At 61.5% G+C, this 18,992-nt stretch carries 16 protein-coding genes and 2 pseudogenes; 10 read left to right on the forward strand and 8 right to left on the reverse strand.

Going from position 1 to position 18,992, the window contains the following annotated elements:
* Positions 1 to 2 precede the first annotated feature (2 nt).
* Genes NLX68_RS19040 through NLX68_RS19060 form a run of 5 tightly spaced genes read left to right on the forward strand, consistent with a single transcriptional unit; the run spans position 3 to position 5,337 of the window.
* Complete coding sequence (locus NLX68_RS19040; protein WP_254285268.1) at positions 3 to 950, forward strand: ABC transporter permease; 948 nt, start codon at positions 3 to 5, stop codon at positions 948 to 950.
* A complete protein-coding gene (locus NLX68_RS19045) occupies positions 947 to 1,807 on the forward strand; it encodes an ABC transporter permease (protein ID WP_254285270.1) in 861 nt (286 codons plus the stop codon). The genes NLX68_RS19040 and NLX68_RS19045 overlap by 4 nt, the downstream gene beginning before the upstream one ends.
* Positions 1,804 to 2,790, forward strand: coding sequence for an ABC transporter ATP-binding protein (locus NLX68_RS19050; protein ID WP_036995126.1), 987 nt, complete (start codon positions 1,804 to 1,806; stop codon positions 2,788 to 2,790). The genes NLX68_RS19045 and NLX68_RS19050 overlap by 4 nt, the downstream gene beginning before the upstream one ends.
* Positions 2,787 to 3,761 (forward strand): ABC transporter ATP-binding protein, encoded by a 975-nt coding sequence (locus tag NLX68_RS19055; protein ID WP_254285272.1) that lies wholly within the window; start codon positions 2,787 to 2,789, stop codon positions 3,759 to 3,761. The genes NLX68_RS19050 and NLX68_RS19055 overlap by 4 nt, the downstream gene beginning before the upstream one ends.
* A 34-nt stretch (positions 3,762 to 3,795) precedes the next feature.
* On the forward strand, positions 3,796 to 5,337 hold the full coding sequence (locus NLX68_RS19060; RefSeq protein ID WP_254285273.1) for an ABC transporter substrate-binding protein: 1,542 nt from the start codon (positions 3,796 to 3,798) through the stop codon (positions 5,335 to 5,337).
* Between the two features lie 221 nt (positions 5,338 to 5,558).
* On the opposite strand, the gene NLX68_RS19065 is transcribed toward NLX68_RS19060, so the two are convergent.
* A complete protein-coding gene (locus NLX68_RS19065; RefSeq protein WP_254285275.1) occupies positions 5,559 to 8,336 on the reverse strand; it encodes an AMP-binding protein in 2,778 nt (925 codons plus the stop codon).
* Between the two features lie 290 nt (positions 8,337 to 8,626).
* Here NLX68_RS19065 and NLX68_RS19070 point away from each other — a divergent pair, with 290 nt between their 5' ends.
* On the forward strand, positions 8,627 to 9,877 hold the full coding sequence (locus NLX68_RS19070) for an MFS transporter (RefSeq protein WP_254285277.1): 1,251 nt from the start codon (positions 8,627 to 8,629) through the stop codon (positions 9,875 to 9,877).
* Positions 9,878 to 10,044: 167 nt separating this feature from the next.
* Here the strand turns inward: NLX68_RS19070 and NLX68_RS19075 are convergent, their stop codons facing one another.
* A complete protein-coding gene (locus NLX68_RS19075) occupies positions 10,045 to 10,506 on the reverse strand; it encodes a DUF6196 family protein (protein ID WP_254285278.1) in 462 nt (153 codons plus the stop codon).
* A 124-nt stretch (positions 10,507 to 10,630) separates the two neighbouring features.
* Between NLX68_RS19075 and NLX68_RS19080 the strand changes: the two genes are divergently transcribed.
* Positions 10,631 to 11,539 carry a LysR family transcriptional regulator gene (locus NLX68_RS19080; protein WP_254285280.1) on the forward strand — a complete coding sequence of 303 codons (909 nt, stop codon included), beginning with the start codon at positions 10,631 to 10,633 and terminating at the stop codon, positions 11,537 to 11,539.
* 299 nt (positions 11,540 to 11,838) lie between these two features.
* On the opposite strand, the pseudogene NLX68_RS19085 reads toward NLX68_RS19080, so the two are convergent.
* Positions 11,839 to 12,632 (reverse strand): annotated as a pseudogene (locus NLX68_RS19085) (transposase); the annotation flags it as partial.
* 261 nt (positions 12,633 to 12,893) lie between these two features.
* On the opposite strand from NLX68_RS19085, the gene NLX68_RS19090 reads away from it, so the two are divergent.
* On the forward strand, positions 12,894 to 14,108 hold the full coding sequence (locus tag NLX68_RS19090) for an aldose 1-epimerase family protein (protein ID WP_254285282.1): 1,215 nt from the start codon (positions 12,894 to 12,896) through the stop codon (positions 14,106 to 14,108).
* Positions 14,109 to 14,445: 337 nt separating this feature from the next.
* On the opposite strand, the gene NLX68_RS19095 is transcribed toward NLX68_RS19090, so the two are convergent.
* The 5 genes and pseudogenes from NLX68_RS19095 to NLX68_RS19110 form a co-directional block, all read right to left on the reverse strand.
* Positions 14,446 to 14,949 (reverse strand): SLATT domain-containing protein, encoded by a 504-nt coding sequence (locus NLX68_RS19095; protein WP_254285284.1) that lies wholly within the window; start codon positions 14,947 to 14,949, stop codon positions 14,446 to 14,448.
* Positions 14,950 to 15,213: 264 nt separating this feature from the next.
* A pseudogene (locus tag NLX68_RS26535) lies at positions 15,214 to 15,609 on the reverse strand (phytanoyl-CoA dioxygenase family protein); the annotation flags it as partial.
* A gap of 15 nt (positions 15,610 to 15,624) precedes the next feature.
* Positions 15,625 to 16,005, reverse strand: a complete 381-nt coding sequence (locus NLX68_RS19100; protein WP_254285286.1) for a hypothetical protein — start codon at positions 16,003 to 16,005, stop codon at positions 15,625 to 15,627.
* A gap of 187 nt (positions 16,006 to 16,192) precedes the next feature.
* Positions 16,193 to 16,627, reverse strand: coding sequence for a GFA family protein (locus NLX68_RS19105; protein WP_254285288.1), 435 nt, complete (start codon positions 16,625 to 16,627; stop codon positions 16,193 to 16,195).
* Between the two features lie 71 nt (positions 16,628 to 16,698).
* A complete protein-coding gene (locus tag NLX68_RS19110) occupies positions 16,699 to 17,640 on the reverse strand; it encodes a carbon-nitrogen hydrolase family protein (protein WP_254285290.1) in 942 nt (313 codons plus the stop codon).
* 103 nt (positions 17,641 to 17,743) lie between these two features.
* Between NLX68_RS19110 and NLX68_RS19115 the strand changes: the two genes are divergently transcribed.
* Positions 17,744 to 18,439 (forward strand): helix-turn-helix domain-containing protein, encoded by a 696-nt coding sequence (locus tag NLX68_RS19115; RefSeq protein WP_254285292.1) that lies wholly within the window; start codon positions 17,744 to 17,746, stop codon positions 18,437 to 18,439.
* A gap of 212 nt (positions 18,440 to 18,651) precedes the next feature.
* Positions 18,652 to 18,927, forward strand: coding sequence for a hypothetical protein (locus tag NLX68_RS19120; protein ID WP_254285293.1), 276 nt, complete (start codon positions 18,652 to 18,654; stop codon positions 18,925 to 18,927).
* Positions 18,928 to 18,992 lie beyond the last annotated feature (65 nt).

Consider the following 18,992-nt stretch of genomic DNA (forward strand, 5'->3'; position numbering starts at 1 on the left):
CGATGAACCTGGCACGCTACCGGTTCGTCTTGATCCGGCCGTTGCAACTGCTGCCGGTGCTGCTGGGTATCAGCATCATCACCTTCGTGCTGGTCCGTTCGATTCCGGGCGATCCGGCGCGGGTGCTGCTGGGCGCGCGCAGCACCCCGGATGCGATCCAGAAGATCCGCGCCCAGTTTGGCCTGGACGAGCCGATCTGGGTGCAGTACCTGTACTTCCTGAAGAACCTGCTCAACGGTGACCTGGGCAAATCGCTGCTGTACAAGATCGACGCCCTGCCCCTGATCGCCAGCCGCATCGAGCCCACCCTGATGCTGGTGCTGGGCAGCGTGCTGCTGGCGCTGCTCATCGCCCTGCCGTTAGCCACGCTCGCCGCCCGCAACAAGGGCGGCTGGGTCGACAACCTGATCCGCCTGTTCACCACCGCCGGCCTGGGCCTGCCGGCCTTCTGGCTGGGCCTGATGCTGATCCTGCTGTTCAGCGTGCACTGGGGGCTGTTCCCGGTGTCCGGTTATGGCCGGACCTGGGCCGACAAGCTGCATCACCTGGTGCTGCCCTGCCTGACCATCGCCCTGGCGCTCTCGGCGGTACTGGTGCGCAACCTGCGCGCCAGCATCCTGCTGGAGATGCAGGCCGACCACGTCACCGCGGCCCGCGCCCGCGGCCTTGGCGAAGGCGCGCTGCTGCGGCGGCACATCTTGCCCAACTCCATGGTGCCGACGATCAACCTGCTGGCGGTCAACATCGGCTGGCTGATCAGCGGCACCGTGGTGATCGAGAGCCTGTTCTCCCTGCCCGGCATCGGCCAGTTGCTGGTGCGCGGCATCTTCACCCGCGACTACATGGTGGTCCAGGGCGTGGCCATGGTGCTGGCCTGTGCCACGGTGGCGGTGAACTTCATCGCCGACGTGGCGACCACCGCCCTCGATCCCCGGGTGAAGATCCAATGAGCCACAGTCCCAGCCCCACGCTGTCCCTCCGCTGGCGCCTGGGCTGGAGCCTGCGCAACGGTCGCCTGATCCTGTACTGCGGCCTTGCCATCGTCCTCGGCTGGTGCCTGCTGGCGCTGTGCGCGCCGTGGATCGCGCCGTTCGACCCGCTGATGCAGAACGGCGAGCTGCGCCTGGCCGCCCCCAGCCTGGCGCACCCCTTTGGCACCGACAATTTCGGCCGCGACGTGCTGTCGCGGGTGATCTGGGGCGCGCGCATCGACTTGCAGATGGCCCTGATCGGGGTGATCTTCCCGTTCCTGCTGGGCACCTGCATCGGCGCCATTTCCGGCTACATCGGCGGCTTGCTGGACAACGCCTGCATGCGCCTGATCGACATCGTCCTGGCCTTCCCCTTCCTGGTGCTGATGCTGGCGATCATGGCCATTCTCGGCCCGGGCCTTGGCAGCTTCTATATCGCCATGGCCCTGGTCGGCTGGGTGTCCTATGCACGGCTGATCCGCTCACAGATCCTCGTGCTCAAGGAAAGCGACTTCGCCCTGGCCGCCAGGAGCCTGGGCTTCAGCCACCGGCGCACGCTGTTCGGCCACCTGCTGCCCAATGCCCTGTTCGGCTCGGTTGTATTCTGCATGTCGGACGCGGTGCTGGTGCTGCTCAACGGCGCCGCCGTCAGCTACCTGGGCCTTGGCGTGCAGCCACCGACCCCGGAGTGGGGCTCGATGGTGGCCGAGGGCCAGAGCTTCATCACCATCGCCTGGTGGATCTGCACCTTCCCGGGCCTTGCCGTGGTGACCCTGGCCATGGGCTTCAGCCTGCTGGCCGATGGCGTCGCCGAACGCCTTGGAGACCGCTCATGAGCACACCGCTGCTGCAGGTCCGGGAGCTGAGCGTGATCGCCCGCAACGGCCTGCGCGAGATCACCCTGGTCGAGCGCCTGTCTTTCGACCTTGGCCAGGGCGAGATCCTCGGCCTGGTGGGCGAAAGCGGCTCGGGCAAGACCCTGGCCTGCCGTGCCCTCATGCGCCTGCTGCCCTCGCCGAACCTGCGGATCGAGGGCAAGGCCGTGCACCTGGCGGGCCACGACCTGCTGCAACTGGACGAGGCCGGCATGCGCCGCCTACGCGGACGCGAGCTGGGCATGATCTTCCAGAACCCCAGCAGCCACCTGGACCCGCTGATGCGCATCGGCGAACAGATCGCCGAGGGCATCCGCCTGCACCAGGGCGCCTCGCGCCGCGAGGCTCGGGCCGAAGCCATCGAAGTGCTGCGCCAGGTCGGCATTCCCGACCCGAAATCCCGGGTGGACAACTACCCTCACGAGTTCTCCGGCGGCATGCGCCAGCGTGCGATGATCGCCGTGGCCCTGGGCTGCAACCCGAAAGTGCTGATCGCCGACGAGCCGACCACGGCCCTGGACGTCACCGTGCAGGCGCAGATCCTGCGCCTGCTGCTGGAACTGCGTGACCGTCGCGGCTTGTCGATGATCCTGATCAGCCACGACCTGGGGGTAGTGGCGCAGACCTGCGACAGCATCGCCGTGATGTACGCCGGGCGTCTCTGCGAGCACGGCGCCAAGCACCAGCTGCTGGCCCATCCACGCCATCCGTACAGTGCCGGGCTGCTGGCCTGCCACCCTGCGGCGCAACGCCAGGTGCGGCTGATGAACACCATTGCCGGGCAACCGCCCCTGCTCGATGCCCTGCCCCCGGGCTGTCGCTTCGAGCCGCGCTGCGCCCAGGCCCTGCCGCGGTGCCGGGAGCAACTGCCGGAGCTGCGTGAGAGCGGCCCCGGCCACCGCCTCGCCTGCCACACCCCGCTGCTGGCCGCAGGCCTGTCATGACCACGCTGTTGCAGGTCAAGGACCTGCATGTGCAGTTTTCCGCCGCCGGCGGCGGCCTGTTCGGCCTGCGTCCGCGCAAAGTCAACGCGGTCAACGGCGCCTCGCTGACCCTCGCCGCCGGCCAGACCCTCGGCCTGGTGGGCGAATCGGGCTGCGGCAAGAGCACCCTGGCCCGGGCCATCCTGCAATTGAACCCGGTCACCGCCGGGCAGGTGCTGTTCGACGGCATCGACATGACCCAGGGCCGCAAGGTCGATATCGCCCGCCTGCGCCGCGAGACTGCGATGATCTTCCAGGACCCGTACAGCGCGCTCAATCCAGGCCGGCGCATCGGCCAGATCCTCGCCGAAGTCCTGCAGGTGCAGCGCAAGGTGCCCGCCGAGCGGATCCCGGCGCGGGTCGACGAACTGCTCGAGCTGGTCGGCCTGCACCCCGAGATGGCCGAACGCAAGCCCGGCTCGCTCAGCGGCGGCCAGTGCCAACGGGTCGGCATCGCCCGAGCCCTGGCCATCGAGCCGCGGCTGATCGTCGCCGACGAATGCGTCGCCGCCCTGGACGTGTCGATCCAGGGGCAGATCATCAACCTGCTGCTGACGCTGCGCGAGCGCATGGGCCTGGCGCTGCTGTTCATCACCCACGACCTGGGCGTGGTGCGCCGGCTGTGCGACCGGGTGGCGGTGATGTACCTGGGGCAGATCGTCGAGGAAGGCCCGGTGGACGAGGTGTTCGACGCGCCCCATCACCCCTACACCGCCGCGCTGATCCAGTCGATCGCCGACATCGACCCGGCCCGCCGCCTGCCAGAACGCCCCCTGGCCGGCGAGCCACCGAGCCCGCTGCACCTGCCGTCGGGTTGCGCCTTCCACCCACGCTGCCCGCAGGCGCTGCCCACCTGCAGCGAAACCGCGCCGCCCAGCCATTCACAGGGTGCCCGGCGCCATGCCTGCATCCATCCGCGACCGCCGTACTGACACAACAACCATGACCATCAAACGGAGCTTGAGCATGAAACCCACAGCATTGAAGCTACTCACCGCCGCCGTGCTGGCCGCCAGCACCCTGGCCACCGGCACAACCCTGGCAGCCGGCGTGCTGACCATCGGCTGCCGTGAGGAGAGCACCACCTTCGACCCGATCAAGAGCGCACAGAACCGCGACAGCTGGGTCTTCGCCAACGTCTACGACGTGCTGATACGGGTCGACAACAGCGGCACCCGGCTGGTCCCGGGCCTGGCCGAAAGCTGGAAGGTCTCCGACGACGGCCTGACCTACACCTTCAAGATCCGCGAAGCCAAGTTCTCCGATGGCTCGCCACTGAGCGCCAGCGATGCGGCGTTCTCCCTGCTGCGCATCCGCGACAACCCCGGCTCGCTGTGGGCCGACTCCTACAAGATCATCGACAAGGCCGACGCCCCGGACGACCGCACCCTGGTGGTGACCCTGAAGAGCAAGTCGGTGCCGTTCCTCTCGCAACTGGCCACCGCCAACGTCTCGATCCTGTCGAAAAAGGCCATGGACGCGATCGGCGAAGACGCCTACGCCCAGGAGCCGGTGACCTCCGGTGCCTTCAAGGTCAAGGAGTGGCTGCGCGGTGACCGGGTGATCCTGGCAAAGAACCCACACTTCTGGGAGGCCGACAAGGTCAGCCTGGATGGCGTGGAGTGGATCTCCATCCCCGACGACAACACCCGCATGCTCAAGGTCCAGGCCGGCGAACTGGACTCGGCGATCTTCGTGCCCTTCTCCCGTGTCGATACCCTGCGCAAGGACCCGAGCCTGACCATTCACATCGACCCGTCGACCCGTGAGGACCATCTGCTGATCAACCACGAGAAGGGGTTGCTGGGCCAGGTCGAGGTGCGCGAGGCTATCGACCTGGCGATCGACAAGAAGGCCCTGGTGGACACCGTGACCTTCGGCCACGGCGACGTGGCCTATTCGTACATTCCCAAGGGCGCGCTCTATCACAACGCCAACAACCTACAGCGCCCCTTCGACCCGGCCAAGGCCCGCGAGCTGCTGAAGAAGGCTGGCGCCGAGGGGCTCAAGGTCAACTATGTGGTCAACGCCGGCAACGAGGCCGACGAGCAGATCGCCGTGCTGGTGCAGAAGCAGTTGGCCGATGTCGGCATCACCGCCAACCTGCAGAAGGTCGACCCGACCCAGAGCTGGCAGATGCTGGTCGATGGCGATTACGACCTGTCGGTGATGTACTGGACCAACGACGTGCTGGACCCGGACCAGAAGACCACCTTCGTGCTCGGTCACGACACCAACATGAACTACATGACCCGCTACCACAACGACAAGGTCAAGGACCTGGTGGCCGCGGCCCGGGTGGAGATCGACCCAAGCAAACGCAAGCAGATTTACCAGGAACTACAGAAGCAAGCCAAACAGGATGTCCATTGGATCGATCTGTACTACAGCCCCTATATCAATATTTCACGCAGCAATATCCAGAACTTCCTGCAAAACCCACTGGGGCGCTTCACCCTGGAAGAGACAGTGAAACTGGAAGCCGGTGAAAAGACCGCGCAAAACTGAAGCCGCCAATGCTGGGGCTTGCAACCGTCACGGTGTTGGCTGTCCGCAGGGTCATTGGACCTGCTCAGGTGCTGGCCAGGGTGTTGGAGTGTGCTATTGCTCGGCACCTGTAGCCGCCCTGGTCAGCTCGTGTCGGTGATGATTGGTCCAAGCCAGTTTAGCTGTTGACGTGTGCCACGCTATAACCGGCCCTGGACAGACGACGACAGCAAAGTAGTCGCCTATCCAGCGCGCTGGGCGTGTTCCGATTCATCCAGATGCTCTAGCAGCATCGCTATCGTCGTATCCCGCAGCTTGATTGCCGCCGTCCAGTCCGGCCCTTGCGCCAACAGCGGCGAGCAGACGTTGACGTGGATTGCACCGTAACGCGGGAACCACTGACCGTCGCGCAGCACCCTGCGCGTGCCGCGGATTGCGACCGGCAGCAGCGGCACGCCGGTACGCGCGGCGAGCACGAAGGCGCCCATGTGGAACGTTCGCAAGCCTGGCTCGCGGGTGAAGGTTCCTTCGGGGAAGAACACCAGCGGCTGGCCAGCCTCTAGCGCCTCGGCCAGGGGCCCGGTGTCCGCGGCGCTGCGCTGCAGGTCGAAGCGTTCGACGAAGCGGGCACCGAGCTTGCGCAGGAACCGGCCGGCGATCCACTGTTCAGCCAGTTCGCGCTTGGCAACGAAGCTGAATTGCGGCGGCAGGGCCGCGCAGAGCATGACGCCGTCGAGGTAGCTGGCATGGTTTACGGCCAGCACGCTCGCCCCAGACTCAGGCAGGTGCTCCAGCCCCGTGACGCTGAACGGCACACCCGTCAACCACACGAACAGCCGTGCGGCCACGCGGGTAAAGCTACGGCACCAACGCTGGCGCGGCAGGAGCGCGACGCCCAGCCAGGTCAGTGGGGTGACCAACCAGAACAGCAGCCAGATGTAAGCGGCATATAGCGCCGTGCGGCCGCTCCGCCAGCTGCGACGGAAATGCCCGCGTACGGCCTGCAGCACCAGGCGCAGCAACTGGCGCCACACAGCGAGGTGTGGCCGGCCTACTTCACCGCGCTCATACAGTTCGCGACTGGCAGCACGGCGAATCTTGCCGCTGGAGGTTTTCAGTACGCTATGCGGCGGTGCCAGCACGATATCATCGGGCGACACCCCGGTGAGGTCAACCACGATGCGGTTGACCTCCTGCTGCAGGCGTTGCCGCGCGGCAGCTTCCTTCTCGTAGCTTTCGGCCAACACCACCAGGCGCTCGGTGCCGGTGGCCGGGTCAGGACTGCCGAACACCGCGATGCAGCCTTTGCGCAGACCGGGCAAGTTGCCGACCGCCGCTTCGACATCGTAGGGGTAGATGTTGCGCCCGGCCCGAATGATCAGATCCTTGGCGCGGCCGGTCAGGTAGACCTCACCAGCGGCCATGTAGGCGAAGTCGAGCGAGTCGATCCAGCCATCGCGCAACACCCGGCGAGTCTCTTCGGGGTTACGGTAATAGCCTCCGGTGGCAGACGGCCCACTGAATTGCAGGTGACCTTCGCTGCGTTCGGGGAGTTCGACCCCGCGACCATCGACGATGCGAATCTGATGACCCGGCAACGGCCGGCCGCTGGAGACAAAGCGCAGCGTTGCGCTGGCGTCCGCTTCGGCGGGCAGTGCAGTGCCACGGGTCTGGAACGCCTCTCGCTGCACCCGGTCGATCAGCGGCCCTCGGCCCAAGGGAGGAAAGGCCACGCCCAACGTGGCCTCGGCCAACCCATAGACAGGCGTCAACGCGGTGGGCGCCAGGCCGTAGCGTACGAAGCGCTCGGCAAAGCGCTGCAAGGTATCCGGGCTGACCGGTTCGGCACCGTTGAAGGCCAGGCGCCAACTGCTCAGGTTCAGGCCCTCGAGGTCACTGTCAGCGAGTTTGTTCAGGCACAGTTCGTAGGCGAAATTGGGCGCCGCCGACAAGGTGCCATGCAAGCTATCGATGGCCCATAGCCAACGCTCCGGCCGTGCCAGGAAAGCCAGCGGTGACATCAGCACCAGGTTGTAGCCGTAATACAGGCTGCCCAGCCAGGCACCGATCAAGCCCATGTCGTGGTACATGGGAAGCCAGCTGACGAACACGTCCTGCGGCCCCACCTTCAGCGCCCTACCCATGGCGCGCAGATTGGCCAGCAGATTGGCATGGCTGACCATCACGCCCTTGGGCTGGCCAGTGCTACCCGAGGTGTACTGCAGGAAGGCGATGTCATCCGGTTGCCGCAACGGTGTGACGCACTCGCCCCCCTCGCCCATCAACTCGGCCACGCTGGCGATACGGACCAGGCTCGGGACCTGCGGCCGGAGCAGGCGGGCGAGCAGCTTCGCTTGCGTCACGGTAATCAGCACTTTGGCCTCGGCGTTGTGCAGGATGCCGGCCTGGCGGCGCAGATGCTCCTCTATCTGCGACAGGCGCAGCGGTGGGTAGATGGGCACCGGCACCCCACCGGCCAACAGGATGCCGAGAAAACCCTGGAGAAAGTCGCGGCCTGTGGGCAGCATCAGGGCCACGGTCTGACCGGCCCGCAAGCCACTGCGTTGCAGCCCTGCGGCAACGGCCAGGGCGCCCTGGTGCAAGGCGCCATAGCTGATCGCTTCCTGCTGGTCACCTTCACCTAGCAGGCGCACGTGGAGATGCTGCGGCTGATGACGCACATGCCAGTCCAGTACCTCGATCAGGGTCCGCGCGGCGTCCGGCGTCTGCCCTGTTGCTGTCAGGGCCTCGCTAGCGTCGCTGGCGGGCAGCGGTCGGACGGCCTCGGCGCCATGACTGCTGTGCAGCACGCGCAGAACATCGGCGGGGGTGTCCGCCGAGGCGAACAGGTGTTCTGGTAAGCGCACACCGAATTCGTGCTCGATACGTGACCACAGTTCGACTCGAGCCAGGCTGTCTACGCCCAGGTCCCGGTCCAGCACGCTGTGCAAGGTAACGTGCAACCCTTCTGCCGCTTGCGGGTGCAGCTCGACCACGGTGCGCTGGACAATTTCGAGCAATTTTTCCGCGCCCCCATCGTAATGGGGAACGGCGCGGGGGTCTGGAGGCGGACGAGACATCGGCGGCCCCTCATGACAGGAAACTCTGCGTATAAATCCTTGCCAATTGCCATTATACGCTCGCAGGAAGGGTGGGCCAGGGCTAGGCTCTATACCAGTCGGTTAAGGACGTTGAGACGAACATTGCACCTGTGGCGAGGGCCTTACCCTCGCCACAGCCCTGTAGAGGGATCGCCATGCCAGCCAGCCTTGCCCCCGGAGTGACACGCCGAGAAATCTGGGCATGGGCGATGTTTGATTTCGCCAACTCCGGCTACACGACGGTGGTGATCACCGCCGTGTTCAACGCCTACTTCGTCGCCGTGGTCGCCAAAGGCGAAGCCTGGGGTACGCTGGCCTGGACCAGCGCCATAGCCCTCTCTTACGCCCTGATCATCCTGAGCGCGCCGCTGGTTGGCGCCTATGCCGACGCCTTCGCCTGCAAGAAACGCCTGCTGCTGTTCAGTACCGTCGGTTGTGTCGTATTTACCGCTGGACTCGCGCTGGCAGGGCCAGGGGAACTCGGTGTCGCGATCCTTTTCATCGTGCTATCCAACTTCTGTTTCGGCAGCGGCGAAAACCTGATCGCCGCCTTCCTGCCCGAACTCGCCCGTGTGGAGGCCTTGGGCAAGGTGTCCGGCTGGGGCTGGGGATTCGGCTATATCGGTGGCCTGTTCAGCCTGGGCGCCTGCCTGGCCTTCGTCAGCTGGGCCCAGGCACAGGGCCAGACTGCGGCGCAGTTCGTGCCGGTGTGCATGCTGATCACCGCGTCCTTGTTCGCCGTCGCCAGCCTGCCGACCTTCCTGTTCCTGCGCGAACGCAGCCAGCCGCAGCCCGTGTGCGGCGACATGCCTATCGCGCAAGCAGTGCTGGCGCGCTTCGCGCAGACGCTACGCGAAGCCAAGCGTTATCGCGACCTGCTGCGCTTTCTTGCCTGCACGGTCTGCTACCAGGCCGGTATCTCGGCCGTGATCACCCTGGCTGCCATCTATGCCAATCAGGTCATGGGCTTCAGTACCCAAGACACGCTGCTGCTGATCTTAGTGGTGAATATCACGGCCTCCATCGGTGCAGTGCTGTTCGGTTGGCTGCAGGACCGCCTCGGCCATCGCGCCACCCTGGCGCTGACCCTGCTGGGCTGGCTGGGCATGGTCGCTCTGGTCTGGGTCGCGCGCGGCCCCGGGCTGTTCTGGCTGGCGGCCAACCTTGCCGGCTTGTGCATGGGTGCCAGCCAATCGGCCGGACGTGCGATAGTCGGCCTGCTTGCGCCGCCGACACGGCTGGCGGAGTTCTTCGGCCTCTGGGGGCTGGCGGTCAAACTGTCGGCAATCCTCGGCCCGATGACTTACGGCCTGACCAGTTGGCTGTCCGCAGGCGATCACCGCCTGGCGATGCTGATTACTGGCAGCTATTTCGTCGTCGGCCTGCTGATCCTGGCCGGGGTCGACCTGGAGCGCGGGCGGCAAGTCGCTGTCAGCCGTACCGAGCGTCTCGACACGTGAGCGTGTGATGGAGAACTCATTGCGTATAAAGAACCAACTCGCTCCTGAATGTCGGCTTTGGGTCGAATAGCGGGAGGTCGCGACCGGCCGCTTTCGACCAAAGCTGCCGGTGGCGAAGGGAAGCAATCGGCCAGAAGCTGACATCTGGGGACACGCGAACGTATCCGCTACAGGGAAACTCCCACCTCCCCGTCCACTTGGCCATCTACCAAAGCCTGGATCTCTGCGAAGACATCTGAAGCTAGGCTGGCCGGGACGCCCCAATAATCAAAGATCCCGCCCTCATCTCGATTTTGGCCACAAGTAACAAAAACGCCGGTCCCAAACCTCTGCTTCAGGCGCATTGCCAACCAACCAACGAACCCGCTGTTGTCGGCGCCTTCCGGAAAATGGAACCGGAAGACACCGAACAGCTCTTGCTCGAAGTCCGCACAGGGGACTAGTTGACTCCATACCTTGTCATCTCGTACGAGCGCCAGTGCATCAGGGCGTGTGGCACCAGGAAACGATGACAAAGGAAACTCCAGAAACGTGTAAGTGCCGGGGAAGAACCGGACACGCGCTTCGGTAATTACGTGCAACAGTCTGCGCTCCGTATCCCGTGCCGTTTCATGGGAAATGTTCACCATTTCATACTCTCCGTTCCGTAAAGCGCGCAGCGCTTTTTTTGATTGACCCACGACATGCTAAGCATGAGGATCTTAAAGATAAATGTTCAATATCAAATAACATTGACAACCAAAGGTTGTAGATATGGATAAGCTGAAAAGCATGGCGGCGTTCGTAGCGGCAGCTGAGTCAGACTCCTTCTCGGCAGCGGCTGCCGTATTAGGCGTGACTCCACAGCTGATTGCCAAGCAGGTCGGCAATCTGGAATCTCAGCTAGGGCTCAAACTGATCACCCGAACCACTCGCCGCCAAAGCTTGACCGCCGTGGGCAGGGAATATTACTCGCGCTGCAAGGCTATCCTGAGTGACGTTGAAGACGCCGATGAGCTGGCGCTGTCAGCAAACTCGACTCCGCGCGGAAAAATCAGGATCAGCGCGCCCTATAATTATGGTTCTCATAGACTCATCCCGTTCCTGACCCAATACCTGACGCGTTACCCGGAAACGGAAATCGAGTTGGAGTTGACGGATAGGTTCGTGAATATCGTAGAAGAGGGATTCGAAGTCGTGTTTCGGCTGGGCAAACCCCAACTGGCCGACAGCGCGGCATTGGTTCAACGCGGCTTGAGACCTTTCAGGATGTTTGCTTGCGCATCCCCCGCTTATCTGTCACGCAAAGGGACCCCGCTCCATCCCGAACAACTCGTGGACCATGATTGCCTGGGCTATCTGTTCTCCGATCGAATGACGGACAAACTCTGGCGATTCACCAAAAACATGCAGACGTTCACGATCCCCATTGCGAGTCGACTGAAAGTCAATAACACCCTGGCCAAGGTGAACGCCGCATTGTCGGATTTCGGCATCACGCTCTGCGTCGAGGATGTACTGATGCCCTACGTGCAACGGGGTGAACTGGTCGTACTCTTCGAGGAATTCGAAGGGCCCACGTATCCCGTCAATCTGATCTACTCCTTCGACCGTCGCCCCTCCGCAAAGCTCAGGCACTTCATAGACGAAGTCGTTGCTGCATTGGGTTCGCCGCAGGCCTGACAGAGCAAGGGCTGGTTGCGCGCAGCTTGTATGCAAGAGTGCTGAGTAGTGAAGGCGAGATCATCTGATCGCACCTGAGCCATGGCCGTCCGGCCTGATGCCGATGAGGCTGGCAGTAATCCGTTACAGGATGTCCGCTTTGGGTCCAGTCTGTGTGAAAACGCGCTAAATACCTCGAAAACTGAGAGTCGCGAGGGTTGCCTATGGAATCACGCGGGCGGAAGCGCGAATTAGCTCAGTCAGTGACATAGAAGTTCGTAATGCCGTTTGGGCCGCGTCAGCGGCCAAAACGGCCACTATACGAAGGTAGTGATGCCGGCTTGCTCGCAAGCAAGAATTTCCAGACCTTTGTAATAGCCTCGGTCGGCCACCACCGTCAGCGACTCAGCGCCGATCTCTTCACGCGCCTGGTTCGCCATATTGCTCAGTTGCCCACGGTCATTACCAACGTTGGTCACCTCATGGGCAATGATCAGATGGTGCTTGTCGTCGACAGCTGTTTGCACGTTGTAGCCAACCGTTCCGGTGCCTCGGCCGCTTCGGGCGTTGCCCGATCCGCCGAATCCATCGCTGCCAAATATCGATCAATGCTCTGCTCGATCTGCTGCATGCGTGCCTTCACCTTGCCCTGAGTGAAGTTGCGGTCGCGATTATTGACGGCTTTGAATTTGCTGCCGTCGATGGCGATGATCGACTGGGAGAAGAGATTGAGGTTGCGGCAAAGAACGACGAACTGGTGGCATACGCTGCGAATGGCTTTGCCGTTGTCGTTGCGAAAGTCGGCAATGGTTTTGAAGTCCGGAGCCAAGCGGCCCGTTAGCCACATCAACTCGACGTTGCGCTCGGCCTCACGCTCAAGCCGGCGGCTGGACTGAATCCGATTGAGGTAGCCGTAGATATAGATCTTCAGCAACACCGCTGGGTGATAGGCCGGACGACCAGTTGCGGCAGGATCGACACCCTCAAAACCAAGTGCGCCCAGGTCGAGTTCATCGACCACGCGCACTGGATTTTCTTCGGCTACGTAATCGTCCAGACACTCCGGCAGCAAGGTGACTTGTGTCCGAGCCTCACCTTCAATAAATCGCTTCATGATCGCCCCCGCTACGATCTCGACGATCAGAAGATTAGACAATTGCGGGAGTTTTCACACAGCCTGGACCCAAAGCGGTCAAGCAACCTGTGTACCTTAATCGCTGCCGGAGGCTGCGCTGGCCAACAAATGCGCCGAAGATTTCTGGCGTAGTTGATCTCCAAATGATTCCTGACATTTGCCGGAAGCATCACTTATTCAGCTTGCTGAAACGTTTCCGTCAGTCTATAAAAAGGCACAACTCCAAGAAAGGCTGCTGCCATGTCCCCCCTCAAACTCTTCGTTGCTCTCAGCGCCCTGTCCGCGGCCTCCCATGCCATGGCCTGGGATTACGTCCTGCTCGACACCGACAAAGCCGCCCAGAACTGGCAGATCACTAGCCAGCTACTTGGCGTAAAAACCGATAAGCCCTTCAGCGTTACCCTGCGCACCTTGCACGGAGGTCGGCAGGAGGGTGTCAGCATTGTCGACATCGATAACGGTACGATGAAACTTTCGGTAGTGCCGACTCGCGGAATGAACGTCTTGCAGGCCTCGGTCGGTAATGTGCGCATGGGCTGGGATTCGCCGGTCAAGGAAGTGGTCAACCCGTCCTTCATCGAACTCAATGGGCGCAATGGTCTAGGCTGGCTGGAAGGTTTCAACGAGCTGGTCGCCCGCTGCGGTTACGAATGGGTCGGCCACCCCGGCGTCGACAACGGCGAACTGCTGACCCTGCACGGTCGGGCCGCCAACATTCCTGCGAACAAAGTCACCCTGCACATCGATGAGAAACCACCGTACGCCATCACCTTGCGTGGCGAACTGAAAGAGCAGGCATTCAAGAAGGTCGACTTCTCCGTCGCCACCGAAGTGGTCACCGAACCCGGCAGCGTGGTGTTCACCCTCAACGACACCCTAACCAACAACGGCGACTATCCGAAGGAATACCAGGCGCTGTATCACAGCAACTTCAGCACCCCGTTCCTGGAACAGGACGCTCGTTTCGCCGCGCCGGTGAAACAGGTGTCGCCGTTCAACGACAAGGCCAGGGGCGATCTGCCCGACTGGCAAGTCTACCGCGCACCCACCAAGGACTATGACGAAACGGTGTATAACGTGGTGCCGTATGCCGATGCCAAGGGCGATACGTTGGCCGTGTTGTATAACAAGGCTGGCAGCCTGGGCGTTTCGGTCGGTTTCAATACTCGGACACTGCCCGTGTTTTCCCTGTGGAAAAATACCGATACCCAAGGCCAGGGCTATGTCACAGGGCTGGAGCCAGGAACGAGTTTTTCCTACAACCGCCGTTACCAGCGGCCACTGAACCTGGTGCCGACAATCGGGCCGAAGGAACACAGGCAGTTCCACATCAGCTACAGCTTATTGACGGATAAGGCGGCTGTGGACAAGGCCTTGAAACAGGTGGGCGAGATCCAGGGTGGGCGCGAAACCGAGGTGCGGCAGACGCCGCTGGTTGATCTGACCAAGGGGTAACGCCGGCCAGATGGGTCAATAGCAGCCGTTCGCGACAGACGGCTCTCGACCCAAAGCAGCTGTTCCATATGCGGAGCTATCAAATAACTTCGCATTTGTTAAATTCAGCTAGTTATCGCCATATACCTCACCCCGGTGCTGAAGGGCGACGAAAGTGGCTGCTGTTATCTGTTGACCTGTCCAGGTCCTGGTGAACCCTATCGTCAGAGACGCGCCGGATAGGCGCCACCGCAGCATTCGTTGTCTTGTGTTTTTTGAAATGAGAGGCCGCTTGTAGTTTGTAAAACCGATTATAAAACGTCCTCTCGATGGCGTTGCAGTAAGCTTCAATGCCGTGTTAGGCAACAGATTCTAGTTTGCGAATATCCAACGGATCGACTCCTTCAGGATCTTCTGCCAATGCAATGATTGTCGACTTTCGAAATGTGGGGGCTTCACGAGTGATGGAGTCCCATCGAGACCTAACTGACTCAATGAATTCGTCTATTTTGCCATCAGCAACTCCACATACAGTCACTTGCTGAATTTCCTTAGCAATTTCACCGAAACGGTCCGCAGCGGCCTTATGACCGCTGGCGCGTTCGTTGAAACCGAGGAATGTCTGTAATGAAGCAAGCACGGCCGAGGTTACGCTGAGAAATCCAGCAAAAATCTTGAGCCACAGCAGTTCGGTGCTCTCCAGAGTTCCGAAAATAGATGCCCCTACAATCGCGGATAAGATAACCACAGGTATACCAAGTTTCCAATTAAGCTTCTCGTAGAAACGTGCAGACAATTCATGTTCAACTTGCTGCCGGCGGATGGTCTTGTGCCATCGTTTCAAAAGTTCTTCCGTTGTCATCGCCTTCTCCTTGTCAAATGTTTGAGCTCGCGGTTCACCAAAGGTGGTCCGCTGAGTATCTCCCCCTGCCGGTGCTTACTAGCGTTCCTTGCTCATGCACAACCCTCGCTTTTCTTGAGTGTCGCGTCAATAAAACGACATGAGACGAGGAGGAAAGACGACATGGCATTTGGCCGCATTACGAAGATTAGCAGACATTTTTATGTCTGCTTCTGGCCGTGAGCTGCCCTCCACGAAGGGCGGCTATGGGTTGTGGAAGGCCCTTCAATGACTGATGCTAGGGCCCAGATCCAGCCCGCTTTCCTTGCATGACGCCAAGACTTCTTCAAGGGACATTAACGCAAGTGTTTCCGCTGAAGAATGTCGCAATACCGAGGTCTTGACACCAAATTGCAAGACCAATACATCGCGTTCTTGACCACTACGATTGAATGATCCCCCATGGAGTATTTCTGCATGGAGGACCAATCCTGCACCGGCGGGTACGACTGGACATAGGGTGTTGCCGTGAGTGAGATCGTTACTTGCCTGATGCGAGCCTGGCACTACAGCGGTGCCTCCGTTTATCACGCTCATTTCTTGCAGCGGAATCAATACCCGTACGGAGAGGGAGTCTTGCGTGGAAAAGTATCTGTTGGCTCCATCGCGGTGCCAGCTTGCTGAGGGTCCATTGTGTCAAGGCTTGCGAGTGATGTTGCCAAAATGAAACACGAGGTCGGAAACAGGGCGCGCCATGACCATCGCCACGTTGTGCCAAATACGCGCATTCCCTATTAAGCATGCAAATCGATGGTCGAGCGCAGCCAAATTGCCAATGATATAGGGCTCTGCCGCGCATGCTTCGGTTTCCGAAGCTACTCCCGGATTGCGCTGAGGGTGTTGGCGGCTGACCTCGCCAATGCTCACCGACTCGATGCGCACGCCGAGATCGCCATGGCGATGACGGTGAACAAGACTATTCACCAGGCGCGTCGCATCAAGAAGATCGGAATCACTCAGCAAGCCAGGGACGATGGCATAACCATCGCGGGCGAAGCGTGTAGTCCAATCGTCCATCGCTACCATTCCCTAGGTCTCTGATGGGCCTATCCTAACCGAGAAATCCTTAGTGGTGACCAGCCAAGGTGAAGGGCCGCTCCTGGCCGTTTACTGCCCTTCGCAACAGGCAGCAAACGACCCTTAACAACCCGTCGCAGCGTCTATAAATAATCCAGGTCTACTGAAGTCCGTGACGGTACCAGCGCTATTCGTCCACGCTGACGCCCGACCCCCCTAATTCGCTAGGGACATCCTTCAGTTTGGGCAGCCCGTCTTTGATCCGCAGCCTGGTCTCCTGATAGTGGACGTGAACGCCTGGCGAATACGCGAAATCCGGGATGACTGCGGCATACACGTCGATGAGCCCCATCCCCGGGTGTTCGGTGAAAATATGCCCGCCGCAACGCTTGCACCATTTGCGAGAACTCTGCGGTGTCTTGTTGTAGGTGCCAATGTTGTCAGCCCCCCGCGTTACTTGCACCGCCTCGGGCTTCCACAGTGTGAAGGCATTGACCGGCGCTGCTGACCAATGTCGACACGACTCGCAATGGCAATAGCCCATTGCCGCTGGCTCACCGCTGACGGTGAACTCGACTGCGCCGCAAAAACAACTGCCCTTGTAAGACTTTTGAATGCTCATGGCATGACTCCTTGATCAGTTGATACACACATCGCCAACGTTGGTATGGATCGCCTGAGGGTCGGTTAGCTTCATCCGTCGGTGAAGCGCACCGCTGTCGCCGGCGCGCGGCGCACCTGCAATTGGAAAATGTCAGGGCGCGCATAGTGCCCGGTGACGTCAAGCGTCCGCCGCGCTGGCGCCACGAGTGACACGTCGATGTCTGCATACAGAATGCCTGCCTCTCGATGTAATGGACCGGCGGTGATCCGGCCTTGCGGGTTGACCACCACCGAGTCGCCGTCGTTGATCCACTCTTGCGGATCGGGAAACAGTTGCATGCGCGCCGGAAAGTCATCGGGAATGTCGCTGCCGCGCAACGCGGTGCCACTGCCGAGCACCCAGCATCGACCTTCGAGTGCAATGTGACGCATCGTGCTGATCCAGCCCTCGCCGGTGTCGTACGTGGGGGCGACGTAGATTTCCACGCCTTGGGCATACAATGTATAGCGCGCCAAGGGCATGTAGTTTTCCCAGCAGATAAGCGCACCAATGCGCCCGACGGGTGTATCGACCGTACGCAACCCGGACGCATCACCGAAACCATGGACCATGCGCTCGGGGTTCGTTGGCATCAGCTTGCGATGCCGGTTGAGCACTTCGCCGTTCGCACCGATAACGACTACGCTGTTGTAGAGCGTGCCGCCGCCATTACGCCGCTCGCATTCATTGATGCCGCATACGATGGTCACGGCATGGGCGCTGGCGGCCTCGCACAATTCGTTCAGGTCACCGTTGGCGATATCAACGGCGTTGGCCAGCAGACGCGTGTGCAACTGCCCCATCAAGGCCCCGTCCTTTCCCGCCGCCAGCCGCCAGATCCACGACGGGTAACCTGGAATGAACGATTCGGGTAGAACAATCAACGCGGCTCCGGCCGCCGCAGCCTCAGCAACTGATTGCACGGCTCGAGCGATCGTCGCGCTGCGATCGAGCAGCACGGGCGGCCGCTGAATGATGGCGATCATGGTCATGGCGTTCTCCTCGGGCGGTGGCTTTCGCAGGTTTCAGCGTGCACCTGGCGCAGTCGCGAGGCTAGTTCAGAATCTGAAGCGTTGTAGTTGCGGAGTACAGGCGATGGATGAAAGCTACGGTCAGTTCTGCACGGTCGCGCGCGGCGCTGAAGCACTGTGCGAGCGCTGGACGCCTTTGGTCGTGCGCGAACTGCTATGCGGCAGCAAGCGCTTCAATGAACTGCACCGCGGCGTACCACGGATGTCCACCAGCTTGCTGGCACAACGGCTGCGCCACTTGGAAGATATCGGTGTCGTACATCGCACAGCCACGGGCAAAGTCTGGGAGTACAGCCTGACCGAGGCAGGCGAGGCATTGCGCCCCATCATAATGGCGCTAGGCCATTGGGGCGCGCGTTGGATAGGTAGTCGCCTTCGCGATGACGAGCTCGACGCGGGCCTGCTCATGTGGGACGTGCGCCGGTTCGCGCGCATCGAGATGTTCCCGTCCCGGTCGGTGGTCATTCACTTCAGGTTCCGCGACGCGCGGTCCGGCGAGCAAGAGTGGTGGCTGGTGGTCGAACATGGTGTGGCAGATCTGTGCCGCGACGACCCCGGACGCGAACTCACGCTCGTCGTCGACTCTAGCGTGCGTGCATTGACCGAGGTGTGGACTGGCGACCGTACACCAAGGGAGGTGCTTCAGTCGCAAGAGCTGCGTGTGGACGGCGCTGTGCAGGATGCGCAAAACTTGTGGCGCTGGCTTGGCACGAGTGCGTTCGCCGGTACTCGGAGCGCTGCAATCCAGCCATTGCAATAGCCATCGAGAAAAGTAAGCGTTCGACCGTCCGCGTTGAGCTGTGGATTCAACCGGTGAATGCAACACACTGGGGGCAGGTCTACCCTGCTCTCTCATGCCGAGCGCTTCCCGCTCAAAATACCCGACAAACATTGTTGCCCACTGCCTATAATTGAGCAGCACCGGGGCAAACCCGGGTACAGCCCTCTTCGGCGGTCCGGACAGCCTTTGATATGAACAGCACCGCTTTCACCACCTGCCTGCTCGCCCTCTGCCTGGCGCTGTCGGCCGGCTGTTCGAGCAAACCCAAAGCCTCCTACCAGGCCGCCAACGCGGGTTCCAACTGCCACGCCAAAGCCATGCCCAGCGCGGGTGAAGGCGGGCTGGCCTGGGGCGCGACCTTGCAGATCGCCCGGCAAAAATCCATGAACAACTGCATGCGCTATGCCGGGCGCTCGGGCGGCTTGCCGGCGACCTGCAAGGTGGTGCTGGCCGAGTGCAAACGCTAGCCGAACCCAGCCTATGAGCAAAGCGTTATATTAATTTATATATAGCGTTGTCAATTTCCACGCCT

The sequence above is a fragment of the Pseudomonas sp. SBB6 genome, from assembly GCF_024213215.1.
Taxonomy (GTDB): Bacteria; Pseudomonadota; Gammaproteobacteria; order Pseudomonadales; family Pseudomonadaceae; genus Aquipseudomonas; species Aquipseudomonas donghuensis.